Source organism: Rhizobium sp. AN80A (genome assembly GCF_030053015.1).
Lineage (GTDB): Bacteria > Pseudomonadota > Alphaproteobacteria > Rhizobiales > Rhizobiaceae > Rhizobium > Rhizobium metallidurans.
The window spans coordinates 1256802-1273756 of sequence record NZ_JASJPX010000003.1 but is presented as its reverse complement, the minus strand read 5'-3'; the positions used below and the strand labels follow the sequence as shown (position 1 = coordinate 1273756).

The 16955-nt window shown below is 63.7% G+C and carries 11 protein-coding genes and 5 pseudogenes; 9 read left to right on the top strand and 7 right to left on the bottom strand.

Annotation, left to right across the window (positions count from 1 at the left end):
- Positions 1–7 precede the first annotated feature (7 nt).
- Both rnr and topA read right to left on the bottom strand, forming a co-directional pair.
- Positions 8–2376 (bottom strand): annotated as a pseudogene (rnr, locus tag P3R82_RS17830) (ribonuclease R).
- Positions 2373–5054: pseudogene (topA, locus tag P3R82_RS17825) on the bottom strand (type I DNA topoisomerase). The pseudogenes rnr and topA overlap by 4 nt, the downstream one beginning before the upstream one ends.
- A gap of 257 nt (positions 5055–5311) precedes the next feature.
- On the opposite strand from topA, the gene P3R82_RS17820 reads away from it, so the two are divergent.
- On the top strand, positions 5312–5491 hold the full coding sequence (locus tag P3R82_RS17820; RefSeq protein WP_183899892.1) for a hypothetical protein: 180 nt from the start codon (positions 5312–5314) through the stop codon (positions 5489–5491).
- A 4-nt stretch (positions 5492–5495) separates the two neighbouring features.
- On the opposite strand, the gene dprA is transcribed toward P3R82_RS17820, so the two are convergent.
- The 4 genes and pseudogenes from dprA to P3R82_RS17800 form a co-directional block, all read right to left on the bottom strand.
- Complete coding sequence (dprA, locus tag P3R82_RS17815; protein ID WP_283194782.1) at positions 5496–6644, bottom strand: DNA-processing protein DprA; 1149 nt, start codon at positions 6642–6644, stop codon at positions 5496–5498.
- Positions 6645–6649: 5 nt separating this feature from the next.
- Positions 6650–7270 (bottom strand): glycerol-3-phosphate 1-O-acyltransferase PlsY, encoded by a 621-nt coding sequence (plsY, locus tag P3R82_RS17810; RefSeq protein WP_283194781.1) that lies wholly within the window; start codon positions 7268–7270, stop codon positions 6650–6652.
- A gap of 56 nt (positions 7271–7326) precedes the next feature.
- Complete coding sequence (locus P3R82_RS17805) at positions 7327–8616, bottom strand: dihydroorotase (RefSeq protein ID WP_283194780.1); 1290 nt, start codon at positions 8614–8616, stop codon at positions 7327–7329.
- A pseudogene (locus tag P3R82_RS17800) lies at positions 8613–9568 on the bottom strand (aspartate carbamoyltransferase catalytic subunit). The gene P3R82_RS17805 and the pseudogene P3R82_RS17800 overlap by 4 nt, the downstream one beginning before the upstream one ends.
- Positions 9569–9744: 176 nt before the next feature.
- Here P3R82_RS17800 and P3R82_RS17795 point away from each other — a divergent pair.
- The 4 genes from P3R82_RS17795 to P3R82_RS17780 all read left to right on the top strand — a co-directional run bounded on the left by P3R82_RS17795 (position 9745) and on the right by P3R82_RS17780 (position 13446).
- Complete coding sequence (locus P3R82_RS17795) at positions 9745–11394, top strand: acyl-CoA dehydrogenase family protein (protein WP_283194779.1); 1650 nt, start codon at positions 9745–9747, stop codon at positions 11392–11394.
- Positions 11394–12014: a GNAT family N-acetyltransferase gene (locus tag P3R82_RS17790; protein WP_283194778.1), complete on the top strand. Its 621-nt coding sequence runs from the start codon at positions 11394–11396 to the stop codon at positions 12012–12014. The genes P3R82_RS17795 and P3R82_RS17790 overlap by 1 nt, the downstream gene beginning before the upstream one ends.
- 142 nt (positions 12015–12156) lie before the next feature.
- Entirely contained in the window at positions 12157–12819 is a 663-nt protein-coding gene (locus tag P3R82_RS17785) for a TetR/AcrR family transcriptional regulator (RefSeq protein WP_283194777.1), read from the top strand.
- Between the two features lie 294 nt (positions 12820–13113).
- Positions 13114–13446 (top strand): DUF6105 family protein, encoded by a 333-nt coding sequence (locus tag P3R82_RS17780; protein WP_183899722.1) that lies wholly within the window; start codon positions 13114–13116, stop codon positions 13444–13446.
- Here P3R82_RS17780 and ruvX read toward each other — a convergent pair.
- Entirely contained in the window at positions 13383–13877 is a 495-nt protein-coding gene (gene ruvX, locus P3R82_RS17775; protein ID WP_283194776.1) for a Holliday junction resolvase RuvX, read from the bottom strand. The two genes, P3R82_RS17780 and ruvX, sit on opposite strands and share 64 nt — an antisense overlap.
- 118 nt (positions 13878–13995) lie before the next feature.
- On the opposite strand from ruvX, the gene P3R82_RS17770 reads away from it, so the two are divergent.
- The 4 genes and pseudogenes from P3R82_RS17770 to P3R82_RS17755 form a co-directional block, all read left to right on the top strand.
- Positions 13996–14700: a metal-dependent hydrolase gene (locus tag P3R82_RS17770; RefSeq protein ID WP_283194775.1), complete on the top strand. Its 705-nt coding sequence runs from the start codon at positions 13996–13998 to the stop codon at positions 14698–14700.
- A gap of 121 nt (positions 14701–14821) precedes the next feature.
- Entirely contained in the window at positions 14822–15109 is a 288-nt protein-coding gene (gene gatC / locus P3R82_RS17765; protein ID WP_018900164.1) for an Asp-tRNA(Asn)/Glu-tRNA(Gln) amidotransferase subunit GatC, read from the top strand.
- A gap of 54 nt (positions 15110–15163) precedes the next feature.
- Positions 15164–16646: pseudogene (gatA, locus tag P3R82_RS17760) on the top strand (Asp-tRNA(Asn)/Glu-tRNA(Gln) amidotransferase subunit GatA).
- A gap of 111 nt (positions 16647–16757) precedes the next feature.
- Positions 16758–16949: pseudogene (locus P3R82_RS17755) on the top strand (hypothetical protein); the annotation flags it as partial.
- Between the last annotated feature and the right edge of the window lie 6 nt (positions 16950–16955).

The following is a 16955-nucleotide window of genomic DNA, read 5'->3' as shown; positions in this document are numbered from 1 at the left end:
ACACGCCCTACCGACGCCCTCGCGGGGGTCTTGTTCCGGCCTGCTTGCGCGCGCGGCTTGCGTCGCGTCGGCCGCCCTTGTGGAATGAACGTACCGCGGTGGGCATCTTGCGCCCCTCGCTCACCATCTCGAACCGAAGCGCTCCGGCGAGCGGAATTGCTTCCACCAGCTTGACCCTGACGCTGTCCCCCAGGCGGTAACCGAGACCGGTCTTTTCGCCCGACAGCGCCTGGTGTGCCTCATCATAGATGAAGTAGTCCATTCCCAGCGTAGATATAGGAATGAAACCGTCCGCTCCATAGTCCGGAAGAGCGACAAATAGTCCCGATTTCGTCACACCTCCCACGCGCCCGTCGAATTCCTCGCCGATGCGGCCTGCGAGGTGGTGGGCGATGAGGCGGTCGACCGTCTCGCGTTCGGCGGCCATGGCGCGACGCTCGAAGGTGGAGATCTCGGCCGCGATATCGTCTAGAGCCGCTTCCTCGTCGGGCGTGATCCCGCCTTCGCCGAAACCGAGGGAGCCGACGAGCGCGCGATGCACGATCAGGTCGGCATAGCGGCGGATCGGCGAGGTGAAGTGTGCGTACTTCATCAGGTTCAGGCCGAAGTGCCCGATATTCTCGGGGCTGTAGATCGCCTGGCTCTGCGAGCGCAGAACCATCTCGTTGACCATCGTCTGGTGCGGCGTGTCCTCGGCCTTGGCGAGGATGCCGTTGAAGTTGTTGGCGCGCATGTTGCCGCCCTTGGCGAGCGAAATGCCGAGCGTCGCCAGGAACTCGCGCAGGATTTCCTGCTTGGAGAGCGACGGGCCGTCATGCACGCGATAGATCAGCGGCTGCTTCTTCTTTTCCAGCGTCTCGGCGGCCGCGACGTTGGCCTGGATCATCATCTCTTCGATGAGCTTGTGCGCATCGAGGCGCGGCGGCACGACGACGCGATCGACGGTACCGTCGGGCTTCAGCTGGATCTTGCGCTCGGGCATGTCGAGTTCCAGCGGCTGCCGGCGGTCGCGGCCGCGTTTCATCACCTCGTAGGCATGCCACAGCGGCTTCAGGATCGGTTCCAGCAGCGGTCCGGCCTTATCGTCGGGATTGCCGTCGATCGCGGCCTGCGCCTGCTGGTAGGAGAGCTTGGCGGCGCTCTTCATCATCACGCGATGGAAGGTATGCCCCGCCTTGCGGCCTTCCTTCGAGAAGGTCATGCGCACGGCCAGCGCCGGGCGGTCCTGTCCCTCGCGCAGCGAGCAGAGATCGTTCGAAATCCGCTCCGGCAGCATCGGCACGACGCGGTCGGGGAAGTAGACGGAATTGCCGCGCTTCAGCGCCTCGCGGTCGAGCGGCGAGTTCGGGCGGACATAGTAGGAGACATCGGCGATCGCCACGGTGACGATCACGCCGCCTTCATTGTCGGGCGAGGGGTCGTGCTCGGCATAGACGGCGTCGTCATGGTCCTTGGCATCGGCCGGGTCGATGGTGATGAGCGGCACGTCGCGCCAGTCCTCGCGGTGCGACATGGTCGCGGGCCTGGCGTCATCCGCCTCGGCAACCACGGCCGGCGGGAAGATATAGGGGATGCCATGAGCGTGGATGGCGATCATCGATATCGCTTTTTCCGAAGCGACCGAGCCGACGACCGAAAGAACCTTGGCGCGCGGCAGCCCGAAGCTGCGCAGGCGCGCGACTTCGACCTCGACCAGGTCGCCGTCCTTGGCGTCGCCCTTGTCATCGGGGTCGATCAGCATTTCCTCGCCGCGCCGCTCGATCGGCAACAGCCGCCCGCCGCCACCGGGCGCATCCTTGAAGACGCCGAGCAGCGCGCGCGGCGCTTGTCGAGGATCTTGATGATGCGGGCCGTATAGGCCGGACCGCCGCGATCGGTCGCGGCGAAGATCTTCGCGAGAATGCGGTCGCCCATGCCGGCGACCGGCGCCTTGCCCTTGCCGTTGCGGCCGGCGGGCGAGGAGGACTGCCGGATGGAGACGGCAGGCGCCACCCCCATTTCGTCCGACCACTCCGCCGGACGGCCGATCAGCCCGCCGTCCTTGTCACGGGTGGTGATGTCGAGCACCGTGACCGGCGGCAGCGCACCGGGACGGATCAACGACTTGCGCGTCTTCTGCAGCATGCCTTCCTGCTCGAGATCGCGCAGCAGGTGCTTGAGCTCGACCCGGCTGTCGCCCTTCAGCCCGAAGGCCTTGGCGAGCTCGCGCTTGGATGCCTTCTGCGGATGATCGGCGATGAAGCGCAGGATCACCTCGCGCGAAGGAAGCGCGCCGTGCTGGATGTTGAGTGGCTCGACGGCGGGCGCCCTGCTGGAGCGTCCCGTCTTGTCGGGACGCTTGCCCATGCCCTTTGGTTCCCGCGGGATTCTGGTCACTCTTCGCTCTTTTTCTTCTTCGCGGGCGCCGCAGCTTTCTTGGCGGGCGCCTTGGCTTTGGCCTTCGGCTTGGCGGCCGTCTTTGCCGGCTTCGCGTCATCGCTCGCCGCGGCCTTGGCTTTCGGCTTCGCCTTGCTCTTGGCCGCCGGCGCCTTGCCGGCCTTGGCGGTGATCAGCGCCACGGCTTCCTCGACGGTCAGTGCCTGCGGATCGGTGCCCTTGGGCAGCGTCGCATTGACCTTGCCCCAGTTGACGTAGGGGCCGTACTTGCCGTCGCGCACGGTGATCGCGCCACCGCCATCGGGATGCTCGCCGAGCTCCTTCAGGGCAGCCGCTGCCGTGCGCCCACGCCCGCCGGGACCCTTCGCGGCCTTCTCGGCGATCACGGTGACCGCGCGATTGAGGCCGATGCTGAAGACGTCCTCGACGGTCTCGAGATTGGCGTAGCCGCCGTCATGCAACAGGAAGGGGCCATAACGGCCGATGCCGGCCGAGATCATCTTGCCCGATTCCGGATGCTTGCCGATATCGCGCGGCAGCGAAATCAGCGCCATCGCCTTTTCATAATCGATATCCTCGGGCTTCCAGCCCTTCGGCAGCGAGGAGCGCTTGGCCTCCTTGCCGTCGCCGCGCTGGACATAAGGCCCGAAGCGGCCGGAGCGCAGTGTGAGTTCCTCGCCGGTGACAGGATCGGTGCCGAGCGCCTTCGGCTCGTTGAGTGCAGCACCCTCGGCTTCGGCGCCGCCTTCGGAAGAAAGCTGGCGCGTGTAATTGCACTCGGGATAGTTCGAGCAGCCGACGAAGGCGCCGTATTTGCCGAGCTTCAGCGACAGGTTGCCCGTGCCGCAGACCTGGCAGATCCTGGGATCGCTGCCGTCCTCGCGCTTCGGGAACACCAGAGGCGCGAGCGATTCGTTCAGCGAGATCGAGCACGTTGGTGACGCGCAGTTCCTTGGTGTCTTCGATCTGCGCGAAGAAATCCTTCCAGAAATCGCGCAGCACCTGCTTCCAGTTCAGCTCACCGGCGGAAATCCGGTCGAGCTTCTCTTCCAGATCAGCCGTGAAGTCGTATTCGACATACTTGGTGAAGAAGCCTTCGAGGAAGGCCGTCACCAGCCGGCCCTTGAGTGCGGGATCAGCTTGCGCTTGTCGATGATCACGTATTCGCGGTCGCGAAGGGTCGCGAGCGTCGCCGCGTAGGTGGACGGGCGGCCGATGCCGAGCTCTTCCATCTTCTTGATCAGTGACGCCTCAGAATAACGCGGCGGCGGTTCGGTGAAGTGCTGGCTCGAATTGATCTTCTGCTTGGCGAGGTTTTCGCGCGCATTGATCTCCGGCAGGCGACCATCCTCGTCGCCGTCGTCGCTCTGCTCGCCGTCTTCCTTCTGGTCCGTATAGGCGGCGATGAAGCCGTCGAAGCGGATGACGGAGCCGACCGCGCGCAATCCGGCCTTGTCGCCGTTGTTGTCGGCGATGATCTCGGCGGTCGTACGCTCGATCTCGGCCGACGCCATCTGGCTCGCGATACCGCGCTTCCAGATCAGGTCGTAAAGCTTGATCTGGTCGGCGTCGAGATACTGTCGAACCTTGTCCGGCGAGCGGTTGAAGTCCGTCGGACGGATCGCTTCGTGCGCTTCCTGGGCGTTCTTCGCCTTGGTCGAATAGAAGCGGGCCTTTTCCGGCAGGTAGCGCTTGCCGAACTGGTCGACGATGGCACTGCGCGCCGCGTCGATCGCCTCGGGCGCCATCTGCACGCCATCGGTACGCATATAGGTGATCAGACCGACGGTCTCGCCGCCGATGTCGAAGCCTTCATAGAGCTTTTGCGCCACCTGCATGGTGCGCGATGCCGAGAATCCGAGCTTGGAGGAGGCGGCCTGTTGCAGCGTCGAGGTTGTGAAGGGTGGTCCCGGGTTGCGCTTGACCGGCTTGGCCTCGACGGTGTCGACGACATAGGACGCGCCTTCCAGCAGCGCCTTCAGCTTGCCGGCCTCGTCGCCGTTGCCGATCGCGCGCGGCTGCAACCGCTTGCCATTCGCCGCAACCAGCTTGGCTTCGAACTCGTCACCGCGTGGTGTCTTCAGCAGCGCCGAAATGTTCCAGTATTCCTCGGAGACGAAACGCTCGATCTCGGACTCGCGGTCGCAGACCAGTCGCAGCGCCACCGACTGTACCCGTCCCGCCGAGCGGGCGCCGGGCAGCTTGCGCCAGAGCACCGGAGAAAGATTGAAGCCGACGAGATAGTCCAGCGCGCGGCGCGCCAGGTAGGCGTCGACCAGCGGCACGTCGATATCGCGCGGCTCCGCCATCGCGTCGAGCACGGCCTTCTTGGTGATCGCGTTGAACACGACGCGCTTGACGGTCTTGCCGCCGAGCACACGCTTCTTGTTCAGCATATCGAGCACATGCCAGGAGATCGCTTCGCCTTCGCGATCAGGGTCGGTCGCCAGGAACAGGCCGTCGGAGGACTTCACCGCGTCGGCGATGTCCTTCATACGCTTGGCCGAGGCCCCATCGACCTCCCACAGCATTTCGAAATCCTGGTCGGGCAGCACGGAGCCGTCCTTGGCGGGGAGATCGCGGACGTGGCCAAAAGAGGCGAGCACCTTGTATCCGGGTCCCAGATACTTGTTGATCGTCTTGGCCTTCGAGGGCGATTCCACCACTACAACATTCATGATGATTCTCTAAAAATGGATGCCAGCCGGCCTATCTCAGGGCAGAGGACCTGCCGTGCCACGCGCGCCGGTTCTCCGACATGGACAGGGAATTCGTTTCGGTCAAGTGCTTTGAACGCATTTTTACGCATTGCAACGCCTTGCAACCAAAAGACGATGCAAGACATATTGCAATTTCTGATTATTACGATATCGTTTTTCGCGTGTGGTTCAGGCTGCGACGATCAACCCTTCCCAATCGGGGCGCGAGTGCATTCATGACGGCTAAGTACGCAAAGAGGGATACCGGCCGATCCGGCTCCCGCGAGAACATTGCCTTCATCCGCCAGATGCTCGCCGAGTTGCGGCAGGTGGCGGAAAAGGAAAAGGCCGATATGCTCTGCTATCTGATCGAGATGGCATATGTCGAAGCCGGCGACCTCCACGCTCGTATGTAAGTCGTCATACCTCCATTGCAATGGACACCATCCCGCCGGGGTGCCGGTGCAACCGCCCGGCGATGTCGAGTTCCAGGAGGACGAGATAGACGGCCGAGGCGCTGAGACCCGTATGCCGGATGATATCGTCGATCTCGACTGGCGTCGGCCCGAGCGCATCGACGATGCGCGCCCTGTCGGTCTCATCGGGCGGCAGCAGCGACGAGGCGCCGCCGCGTTCCGGCTCTTCGGCAAGTGGTGCGGCAAACAGGTCGAGCTGGGATAGCGGCGCAAGGGCGCTGATGACATCATCAGGCGCCGTGACGATCATCGCGCCGTCCTTCAGCAACCCGTTGGTGCCATGGCATCTTGGATCGAGCGGCGAGCCGGGCACCGCGAATACCAGCCGACCGAATTCGCCTGCCAGCCGCGCCGTGATCAGCGAGCCCGATCGTGTTGCCGCTTCCACCACCACCGTCCCAAGTGAAATGCCGGCGATCAGTCTGTTGCGTCTCGGAAAGTCACGTGCCCGCGGCTCCCAGCCGAACGGCATTTCGCTGACGGCCAGGCCGTTGCCGTTCCAGATTTCCTCGAGCAGTCCGGCATTCTCGGGAGGGTAGGGCTGGTCCAGCCCGCCGGCCATGGCGGCGATCGTGCCGGTGTCGAGGCTGGCGCGGTGGGCGGCCGTGTCGATGCCACGTGCAAGGCCGGAGATAACAGCGTAGCCGACGCGCCCGCATTCCCTGGCGATCATCGCCGCGAACTTCGCGCCTGATATCGAGGCGTTGCGCGAGCCGACGATGCCGACGGCCGGCTGCACGGTCGACGCGAGATTGCCTTTTACTGCCAGCAGAGGCGGCGCTCCATCGATCTGTTTCAGCGCCTGCGGATAGTCCGGTTCCCCGATGCCGACAAAGCGTGCGCCGAACCTGTGGGCCGCATCGAGTTCTTTCAGTGCTTCGCTCTCGGTGGCGATCCGGATCGCCCGTGTCGCGCCGCCCCGTGTGGAAAGGCCGGGCAGGGCGGCAAGGGCTGCTTCCGCCGAACCGAAGTGGTTGATGAGATCGCGAAACGTGGCCGGGCCGACATTGTCGGAGCGGATGAGGCGCAACCAGGCAATCCTTTGCCTGTCCGTCAGCGCAATTCCCTTTGGCCTTGCGCTGCGTGCGTCCATCTATCCTATCCCTTTGCCCCGATCTTGCTTTCCGTGCCGCTCAACAGGCGGCTGATGTTGGCCTTGTGCTTCCAGTAGGAGATCACGGTCATGATCGCCATGATTGCTGCAACCTTCTCTGCACCCAGTATCCACAATGCAACCGGAATGACAAGCATTGCAACCAGCGCGGAAAGAGAAGAATAGCGGGTGACGAAGGCAACGCCGAGCCACACCGCCGCGAAGGCCAGAACCATCAGCGGCGCGACGCCGAGAAGCGTGCCGATATAGGTGGCGACGCCCTTGCCGCCCTTGAAGCCGATCCAGACGGGAAAGAGGTGGCCGATGAAGGCGAAGAAGCCGGCAATGGCGGCGGCTTCCGGTCCGTAGACATAGAGCACGATCCACGCCGCCGCCGATGCCTTCAGCGCGTCAAGCAGCAGCGTCGCCGCCGCCAGCTTCTTGTTGCCGGTCCGAAGGACATTGGTGGCGCCGATATTGCCGGAGCCGATGCTGCGCACGTCGCCGAGCCCGGCTGCGCGCGTCAAAATCAGTCCGAACGGAATGGAGCCCAGCAGATAGCCGATGGCGGCCGCCGCCAGCGCGATTTGCCAGGTTATCTGCCACGTCATGAGATCAGCGCCCATGTTCCCCCACTTGCCTTCTTATCCCCATCTGTCTTCTTATAATCTATGCACGCAGTTCATGACGTATGCACGCACTGGCCGGCGACATAGGTCGCGACCGCGCGTCCGCTGAAGCGCGCGTCTTCGAACGGCGTGTTCTTCGAGCGCGAGAGAAGTATGTCCTTGGCGACAATCCAAGGCTCTTCGAGATCGATCAGCACGATATCCGCCTTGGCGCCGGGCTTCAGCGTACCGGCATCGAGGCCGAAGATCTGTGCCGGCCGCGTCGACATGGCGTCGATCAGGCGCATCAGCGTCACATGCCCGCTGTGGTGCAGGCGAAGTGCCGCCGCCAGCATGGTCTCGAGCCCGACGGCACCATCGGCAGCCTCGCCGAAGGGCAGGCGCTTGGTGTCGACGTCCTGCGGGTCGTGCGAGGAGACGATGATGTCGATCGCCCCGCGCGCTAGCGCATCCACCATCGCCACGCGATCGTCTTCCGAGCGCAGCGGCGGATAGAGCTTGAAGAAGGTGCGGTACTCGCCGATGTCGTTTTCGTTGAGTGCCAGATTGTTGATCGAAATGCCGCAGGTAACGGTCGCGCCACGGCTCTTGGCGAGTTCGATCGCCTCGACGGATTCGGGCACCGAGATCATCGCCGCGTGATACTTGCCGCGCGTCAGCTTGGCGATGCGAAGGTCGCGCTCCAGCGGGATCAGTTCGGTCTCGCGCGGGATGCCGCTGAGGCCGAGCCAGCTTGCGAACAGCCCCTCGTTCATCACGCCGCCGGCGGCCAGATGCTGGTCGCGCGTCTCGCAGGAGATCACCGCGCCGAATTCGCGCGCATAGGTCATCACCCGGCGGAGAACCTGCGCGTCGTGGATGCTGGAGCGGCCGTCGGTGAACGCCACCGCGCCGGCTTCCATCAGCATGCCGATCTCGCTCATCTCCTCGCCGGCGAGACCCTTGGTGATCGCCGCTGCCGGATAGACATTGACCAGCGCCTTGTCGCGGGCGGTCTTCTTCACGAATTCGACCAGCGCGATGTCGTCGATCACGGGGTCGGTATCGGGCATCATGATGATCGAGGTCACGCCGCCCGCGGCCGCCGCCCGGCTGGCGGATTCGATCGTCTCGCGATGCTCGGCACCAGGTTCGCCGATATGGACGCGCGCGTCCACGAGGCCGGGCGCTGCGACAAGACCGTTGCAGTCGCGCACTGTGGCGCCTGCCGGCACGGCCTCGTTCAGCGCATCCTTGCCGGAGGCGACGATCACACCGTCCTTGACGATGATCGCACCGACCTCGTCGAGATTGCGCGATGGGTCGATGATGCGAACGTTCTTGAAGACGATCGAGTTGCTCATGCGCCGGCTCCTTCGCTGCGGGGACCCTGGTTCTGCGAGATCAGCAGCGTTTCCATGACAGCCATGCGTACGGCGACACCCATTTCGACCTGTTCGGCGATCACGCTCTGCGGCCCGTCCGCCACTTCGGAAGCGATTTCCACCCGCGGTTCATCGGCCCCGGGTGCATGACCAGCGCATCCTCCTTCGCCGCCTTCAGCGTCTCCGCGTCCAGCCCATAGAAATGGAAGTATTCACGCACCGACGGCACGAAGGCGCCGGACATTCGCTCGCGCTGCAGCCGGAGCATCATGACGACGTCGGCGTCCTTCAGCCCTTCCTTCATCGAGTGGAAGACCTCGACGCCCATGTCGGCGATCCCAGCCGGAAGCAGCGTGGCCGGCGCCACGACGCGAACTCTGGCGCCCATGGCGTTGAGGAGCAGGATGTTGGAGCGCGCCACGCGCGAGTGCAGCACGTCGCCGCAGATCGCGACGATGATGCGCGACAGCTTGCCCTTGGCGCGGCGGATCGTCAGCGCGTCGAGCAGCGCCTGCGTCGGATGCTCATGCTGGCCGTCGCCGGCGTTGACCACCGAGCAGGAAACCTTCTGCGCGAGAAGTGCCGCGGCGCCAGCGCTGGAGTGCCGGATAACCAGCACGTCGGGGCGCATCGCGTTCAGCGTCATCGCCGTATCGATCAGCGTTTCGCCCTTCTTCACCGAGGAATTGCCGACCGACATGTTCATCACGTCGGCGCCGAGGCGCTTGCCGGCGAGCTCGAAGGAGGCCTGCGTGCGGGTGGATGCCTCGAAAAACAGATTGATCTGCGTCAAACCTCTAAGGGTCGACGTCTTCTTCTCTCGCTGTCGACTGATCTTGACGGCCTCGTCGGCCTTGTCGAGGAGAAAGGTGATATCCTGCTCGGTGAGCCCTTTGATACCGATGAGGTGGCGGTGGGGAAAGAAGACCATGAACCTGCCTCTATGCTGTCGTCAGCGGCTCTATAAAGAGTGCGTGCGGCGGCGGCAAGCATGCGCTGTGGGCAAAGCGCGCTCTCCCCCTGCAATTTTGTCGCAATTGGGCTAAAGCAGAAGCACTGCCAAACTTCCGGTTTCCCTTTGCCCGCCTCATACTCTAGAAGCGATTCATGACATCCGCTGAAGAAAAACTCGCCGAACTCAACCAGCCGAGCCTGTGGTCCGGCATCAACGCCTACAGGTCCGATCCCTTGATCGTCGACCTCACTGGCGCGTTGCCGCGCGGCATTCGCGATGATCTCGACAATATGGGCCGCTACGTCACCTCGCCGGAAGCGCAGGAGCTGGCGCGCATGGCGAACCAGGGCGTGCCGCAGCTACGCACCCATGGCCCGCGCGGCGAACGGCTCGATGTCGTGGAGTTTCACCCGGCCTGGCATGCGCTGATGCGGCGCTCCATGTCCGTCGGTCTTCATTCTTCCGTGTGGGATCCACAGGCCGATGCCGAGGCGAAGGATCAGGCGCACAAGATCCGTGCCGCTCGCTTCTATCTCTCGTCGCAGCTCGAGACCGGCCATCTTTGCCCGATCACCATGACGAGCGCGTCCGTGGCCGCGCTCTCCGCGTCGCCAGCCGTCCAGAAGGACTGGGCGCCGAAGATCCTGTCGCGCAAATACGATTCGTCAAACAAGCCGGCCATGCAGAAATCCGCCGTGACCATCGGCATGGGCATGACCGAAAAGCAGGGCGGCACCGATGTCCGCTCCAACACCACCTCGGCCGAAAAGGTCAGCGAGGGCATCTACCGGCTGTCGGGCCACAAATGGTTCATGTCCGCGCCGATGAGCGACGCCTTCATCATGCTGGCGCAGACCAAGGAAGGCATGGGCTGCTTCCTGGTGCCGCGCCTGCTTGAGGACGGATCGGCCAACGGCCTGCAGTTCCAGCGCCTGAAGGACAAGGTCGGCAACCGCTCGAACGCCTCGTCCGAGGTGGAGTTCAGCGATACATTCGGCTTCCTGCTCGGCGGCCCGGATGCCGGCGTTCGCACCATTCTTGACATGGTCACGCTGACGCGCCTCGATTGCGCTCTGGCATCATCAGGCATCATGCGCGCCTCGCTGGCCGAGGCCGTGCACCACGCGCGCGGCCGCAACGTCTTCGGAAAGACGCTGGTCAGCCAGCCGATCATGACCCGCGTGCTTGCCGACATGGCGCTCGACGTCGCCGCCGCCACGGCTCTTTCCTTCCGCCTCGCCGACGCCTTCGACCGCGCGCGCGGCAGCGCCGAAGAGGCCGCCTATGCCCGCGTCATGACGCCGGTTGCCAAATACTGGTGCTGCAAGATCGCGCCGGCGCTGATCTATGAAGCGATGGAGTGCATCGGTGGCAGCGGCTATATCGAGGAACGCCCGATCGCCCGCCACTACCGCGAAGCGCCTGTCAATGCGATCTGGGAAGGCTCGGGCAACGTCATGGCGCTCGACGTGCTGCGCATATTGAACCGCGGCAAGGATCTTTTCGAGACCGTCTTCGCAGGCCTTGCGAGGGATCTCGGCCCGGCCGGCAAGAAGACCATCGACGTGCTCCGCGCCGCCATGGCGCTCTGCGAGCGCGACGAGGGCGCCGCCCGCCTGCTCGTCGAGCAGCTGGCGCTCGCAGCCGGTGCCGCCGAACTTTATCGCCTGGGGGCAGGGCGCATCGCCGATGCCTTCATCGAAACCCGTCTCGCCGGCGGCTGGCGCTCCACCTACGGCATGCTCGATAGCCGCTTCGACGCCAGCTATATCGTCGATCTCCTCTATCCGCCGGCAAGCTGATGACGACAACGCTGCGCCAAGCCCGGCTCGACGATCTCGAACAGATCTACAACATCTCGCTGGTCACCGGCGACGCGGGCAAGGACGCGACGTCACTGCATGGTGACGGCAAGCTCATCGGCCACATCTATTCCGCGCCCTACGTGACGCTCAGCCCGGACACCGCCTTCGTGGCCGAGGATGCGCAAGGCGTCGCCGGCTATATCGTCGGTGTCCATGATACCCTTGCATTTCAGGCGGAGCTCGAGCGCGACTGGTGGCCGACGCTGCGCAGCGCCTATCCCGACCCTGAAGGCGATCCTGAGCTCTGGAACGCCGACGAGAAACGCATCTCAGCCATCCATCATCCCTCGTCGGCGCCGTCGGCCATCATCGAGGCGTTTCCGGCTCACATCCATATGAACCTGCTGTCGCGTCTGCGCGGGCAGGGGATGGGAACCAAGCTGCTCGACCTGTGGCTTTCGCAAGCGCGAGACGCGGGTGTGAAGTCCGTGCATCTTGGCGCCAGCGCAACGAACGCCGCCGGCATCGGCTTCTGGGGCTCGCGCGGCTTCACCCGCCTCGGGCCGCCGCTCGTCGAACCGTCAGAGCGCACAGTCTGGTTCGGCCAGACGCTCTGATCGATGTCGCCATGCGGCGACATTCGGCTGCCCGCCGCGAGTGGCCTGAAAACAATCCACAATCTTTCAAGGGGTTCGCCGTTGCCGGTTGGAGGCGGTGTTGTTACTCACCGGTGAGTGACACCTGAAATCCGAGTCCCCGATGCTGAATGATCCCATGCCTTTGACCCCCATCGCGAGCGCGCCGCAAGCCGAACCGGAAAAGCGTGTGCGTGACCGTGGCGCGACGGAAAAGGCGATCCTCAACGCCGCCAAGGCACTGCTTGCGGAAGAGGGGTTCCAGAACTTCGGCATCAACGCCGTGGCCCGCAAGGCCGGCTGCGACAAACAGCTGATCTATCGCTACTATGGGGGCCTCAACGGTCTGGTCGACGCGATCGGCGCCGATCTCGGCTCCTGGGTGAAGGACCGCATTCCCGAGGACACCGGCGGCATGTTCCTGCTGACCTACGGCGACCTTATGGAACGTCTTTCGCTGCTATTCCTGCAGGCGCTTCGGGACGACCCGCTGATGCGCCGCATCGTCGCCTGGGAGGTGTCCGAAAACACCGAGCAGGTCCGCCGTCTCTCTGAAGCCCGTTCCAAGGCGCTGGCCACATGGCTTGAGCGGATGCGCGGCTCGCTTGCGCCGCCCAAGGGTGTCGACGCCATCGCCGTCAATGCGATCCTCATCGCCGCCATCCAGCACATCGTTCTCTCGGCTTCGGCGGGCGGGCAGTGCGCCGGTTTGTCGTTGAAGGCGGCGAAGGATTGGGAGAAGGCGGAAGCGGCGCTGAAACGCATCGTTCGCGGCGTTTACGGCTGATCGGGAGTGAAGTTTCCCACAGCCTCCCGCATCGCTGTTAACCTTAACAAATGGTTTACGTTGCGCCAGAGTGTTTAAGAAGTCAGGTTACCGGGCAGTTTCAAAGTTTGAGTTGTCCGGAACCATGCGAACGAAAATCGCGAGAATCCTGTTCCTCGTTGCCGCGATGATGTTCTTTGCCGTGCTCGCGCTCGATATCGCGGTACCGGCCCTGGTATTGGGCTTGATGGCATGTTCGACATGGCTGGTCTCGGCTGAGCGGCCATTCGCAAAGCGACAAAGAGGGGCGACCGCATGAAGTGGTTCCTGATCTTCTGGGCCGGTCCGATCGTGTTTCTGGCAGGCTGGTACTGGCTATCCTACTACGACATGAGCTTCGGCATCTTCATGCTTACGCGTCAGGCCCATGATCTGACCTTCCAGGTCTACGCCAATATTCTCGGTATTCCGGCCGAAACCATCCCGCCGCTGGTGGCGCGTGCCATCGTCGTCGACAGCCTGGTCGTCTTCGCCATTTTGCTGTTCCGCAGACGCGGGAAGATCATCGCCTGGTGGCGGGCGCGTCAGGCGTCCAGGTCGTCCGGCGCGGTCCTTCCAAGCAAGGACAGCCTGTCCAGAGCGCCTTGAAGAATGAAACTCGCGGCCGCCGAATCGATACGTTCGGCCCGCTTGGCGCGTGAAACATCCATCTCCAGCAGCGCCCGCTCGGCGGCAACCGTCGACAGACGCTCATCCCAGTAGACGAAGGGCAGGGCCGTCTTCTGCTCCATGTTGCGCACGAATGCGCGCGTGGCCTGCACCCGCGGGCCAGTCGATCCGTCCATATTCACAGGCAGGCCGATGATGAAGGCCGCGACCTTTTCCTTCTCGGCGAAGCTCAAGAGCACTGCGGCATCGATGGTGAACTTCTCGCGTTTGATGACCGGGCGCGGCGTCGAGAAGCGCCGGCCGAGGTCAGACATCGACAGCCCGATCGTCTTGGTGCCGAGGTCGAGACCGGCGATTGCCTGTCCCGGCTGAAGGGTCGCCGCCAGTTCCTCGATCGTCAACACCGTCATCGTCGTTTCATCCCGTCAAAAGAAATTGAGGCCTCGACCGCTTTTCTTCGCGGCGGTATCGGTTATCTCCATACCCATCGATGCAGGCTTTTGCATCAGATAATAAAGGACAGCTTTCATGAAGATCACTTGGCTCGGCCACTCGGCCTTTCGTATCGAGATCGCAAAGGCAACCATCCTTCTCGACCCGTTCCTGACCCATAACGGTTCCTTCGCCGGCCAGGATATCAAGGATGTCACCGCCGGCGTCACCCACATCCTCTTGACCCACGGCCATGGCGACCATGTCGGCGACACCATCGCCATCGCCAGGGAAACCGGCGCCGTCGTCCTCGCCAACGCCGATCTCGCCGCCTGGCTCGGCTCCAAGGGCGTCTCGAAGATCGAGATGGGCAACACCGGCGGCACGGTTCCGCTCGGCGGCTTCTCCGCTACCTTCACCAACGCGTTGCACTCCTCCGCGCAGATCACCGAGGACGGCGTCTCCCACGCGCTAGGCAATGCCAACGGCCTGATGCTGCACTTCGACGACGAAGCCTCGATCTTCGCCATGGGCGACACCGATATCTTCTCCGACATGGCGCTGATCAACGAGTTGCACCAGCCCGATATCGGCCTCGTCCCCGTCGGCGACCGCTTCACCATGGGGGGCGCGGTGGCGGCGCTCGCCTGCCAGCGCTACTTCAACTTCAAGACGGCGCTCCCCTGCCATTACGGCACCTTCCCGATCATCGACCAGACGCCGGAAAAGTTCGTTGCCGGCATGGAAGGCGCAAAGACCGAGGTCAAGGCGATCAAGCCGAGCGAGAGCGTCGTCCTCTGACGCAATCGCGCTTCCACCCGTCTTGAAAGGGCGGAAATCTGAATGAACGAAACGCCATGCCCGTTGCACACGACGGGCATGGCCTTTATAGCGGGTGGGAAAATCCCATCCGGAGAATATGATGTCCGTCGACCTAGCCACCGTTAAGCGCGTTGCGCGCCTTGCCCGTATTGCCGTCTCCGAAGATGAGGCAAACCGCATGGTCGGCGAGTTGAATGGGATCCTGGGCTTCGTCGAGCAGCTCTCCGAAGTCAATGTCGAAGGCGTCGAAGCGATGACCTCTGTCACGCCGATGCTGATGAAGAAGCGCACCGACGACGTCACCGACGGCAACAAGGCCGCCGATATCGTCTCCAACGCGCCTGTCACCGATCAGAATTTCTTCCTGGTGCCCAAAGTCGTCGAATAAGGCCTTTCGCCGCTTTCCGACCTCGTTGCCATTCAAGATTTGAAGCGAACCATCATGAGCGAACTCACCAGCCTGACCATTGCCGAAGCCCGCACCAAGCTGCGCGCCAAGGAGATCAAAGCGACCGAACTCACCGAAGCCTATATCTCGGCGATCGAGGCGGCCAACGACAAGCTCAACGCCTATATCAAGGTGACGCCTGAAAAGGCGCTGCAGATGGCCGAAGCCTCCGACGCCCGTCTCGCCGGCGGCAAGGGCGGCGAGCTCGAAGGCATTCCGCTCGGCATCAAGGATCTCTTCGCCACCGAAGGCATCCACACCCAGGCCTGCAGCCACATCCTCGATGGTTTCAAGCCGCATTACGAGATCGACCGTCACGCAGAACCTGTGGGACGACGGCGCCGTCATGCTCGGCAAGCTGAACATGGATGAGTTCGCCATGGGCTCCTCAAACGAGACCTCGCATTATGGCGCGGTCATCAACCCCTGGCGCGCCGAAGGCTCGAACCAGCAGCTCGTTCCGGGCGGCTCCTCGGGCGGTTCGGCCGCTGCCGTTGCAGCCCATCTCTGCGCCGGCGCCACCGCCACCGACACCGGCGGCTCGATCCGCCAGCCGGCCGCCTTCACCGGCACTGTCGGCATCAAGCCGACCTACGGCCGTTGCTCGCGCTGGGGTACCGTTGCCTTCGCCTCGTCGCTCGACCAGGCCGGCCCGATCGCCCGCGACGTCCGCGACGCCGCCATCCTCCTGAAGTCGATGGCCTCGGTCGATGCCAAGGACACCACCTCGGTCGATCTGCCGGTTCCCGATTACGAAGCCGTGCTCGGCCAGTCGCTCAAGGGCATGAAGATCGGCATTCCGAACGAATACCGCGTCGCCGGCATGCCGGAAGAAATCGAAACGCTCTGGCAGCAGGGCATCGCCTGGCTGACGGATGCGGGTGCCGAGATCGTCAACATCTCGCTGCCGCACACCAAATACGCGCTGCCGGCCTATTACATCGTCGCGCCCGCCGAGGCGTCTTCGAACCTCGCGCGCTACGACGGCGTGCGCTACGGCCTGCGCGTCGACGGCAAGGACATTGCCGACATGTACGAGAAGACCCGCGCCGCCGGCTTCGGGAAGGAAGTCAAGCGCCGCATCATGATCGGCACCTATGTTCTCTCGGCCGGTTACTACGACGCCTATTACATCCAGGCCCAGAAGGTCCGCACGCTGATCAAGCGCGACTTCGACCTCGCCTTCCACGCCGGCGTCGACGCTATCCTGACGCCCGCCACCCCGTCGTCCGCCTTCGGCGTCGCCGACGAGGACCTGGCATCGGATCCGGTCAAGATGTACCTCAATGACATCTTCACCGTCACCGTCAACATGGCCGGCCTTCCCGGCATCGCGGTCCCCGCCGGCCTCGACCACAAGGGCCTGCCGCTCGGCCTGCAGCTGATCGGCAAGCCGTTCGAGGAAGAGACCCTCTTCAAGACGGCTCACGTCATCGAACAGGCCGCCGGCCGCTTCACCCCCGCCAAGTGGTGGTAAGTGGACTGAAAATCAGGGACATGACCATCGCCGACCACATGCTGGTCGGCGAAGTCGGTTTTGCGGCCTGGGAGTCCTGCGCACTTTAGATGCGTCGAGTGGAGGAAAGAAATGGCATCGCAGATTGCAACGCTCGTCGAGGCCTTCGACCGTCTGGCCGCCGCGGATTTCGTGATGGGAGCGGAATGGGAGGCCGTGCACAATCTCTGCCAGGCCCGTGAAGGCGAACAGCCTTTCGATTGGGGCCACGCACTCTGTCACCGCATCGAAGGCGATGAGTGGAATGCCGGCTACTGGTATCGGTAGGCG

Coding starts and splice junctions, on each gene's coding strand:
- P3R82_RS17820 (WP_183899892.1), top strand. CDS start 5,312: ATGACGGCTAAGTACGCAAAGAGGGATACCGGCCGATCCGGCTCCCGC.
- dprA (WP_283194782.1), bottom strand. CDS start 6,644: ATGGACGCACGCAGCGCAAGGCCAAAGGGAATTGCGCTGACGGACAGG.
- plsY (WP_283194781.1), bottom strand. CDS start 7,270: ATGGGCGCTGATCTCATGACGTGGCAGATAACCTGGCAAATCGCGCTG.
- P3R82_RS17805 (WP_283194780.1), bottom strand. CDS start 8,616: ATGAGCAACTCGATCGTCTTCAAGAACGTTCGCATCATCGACCCATCG.
- P3R82_RS17795 (WP_283194779.1), top strand. CDS start 9,745: ATGACATCCGCTGAAGAAAAACTCGCCGAACTCAACCAGCCGAGCCTG.
- P3R82_RS17790 (WP_283194778.1), top strand. CDS start 11,394: ATGACGACAACGCTGCGCCAAGCCCGGCTCGACGATCTCGAACAGATC.
- P3R82_RS17785 (WP_283194777.1), top strand. CDS start 12,157: ATGCTGAATGATCCCATGCCTTTGACCCCCATCGCGAGCGCGCCGCAA.
- P3R82_RS17780 (WP_183899722.1), top strand. CDS start 13,114: ATGAAGTGGTTCCTGATCTTCTGGGCCGGTCCGATCGTGTTTCTGGCA.
- ruvX (WP_283194776.1), bottom strand. CDS start 13,877: ATGACGGTGTTGACGATCGAGGAACTGGCGGCGACCCTTCAGCCGGGA.
- P3R82_RS17770 (WP_283194775.1), top strand. CDS start 13,996: ATGAAGATCACTTGGCTCGGCCACTCGGCCTTTCGTATCGAGATCGCA.
- gatC (WP_018900164.1), top strand. CDS start 14,822: ATGTCCGTCGACCTAGCCACCGTTAAGCGCGTTGCGCGCCTTGCCCGT.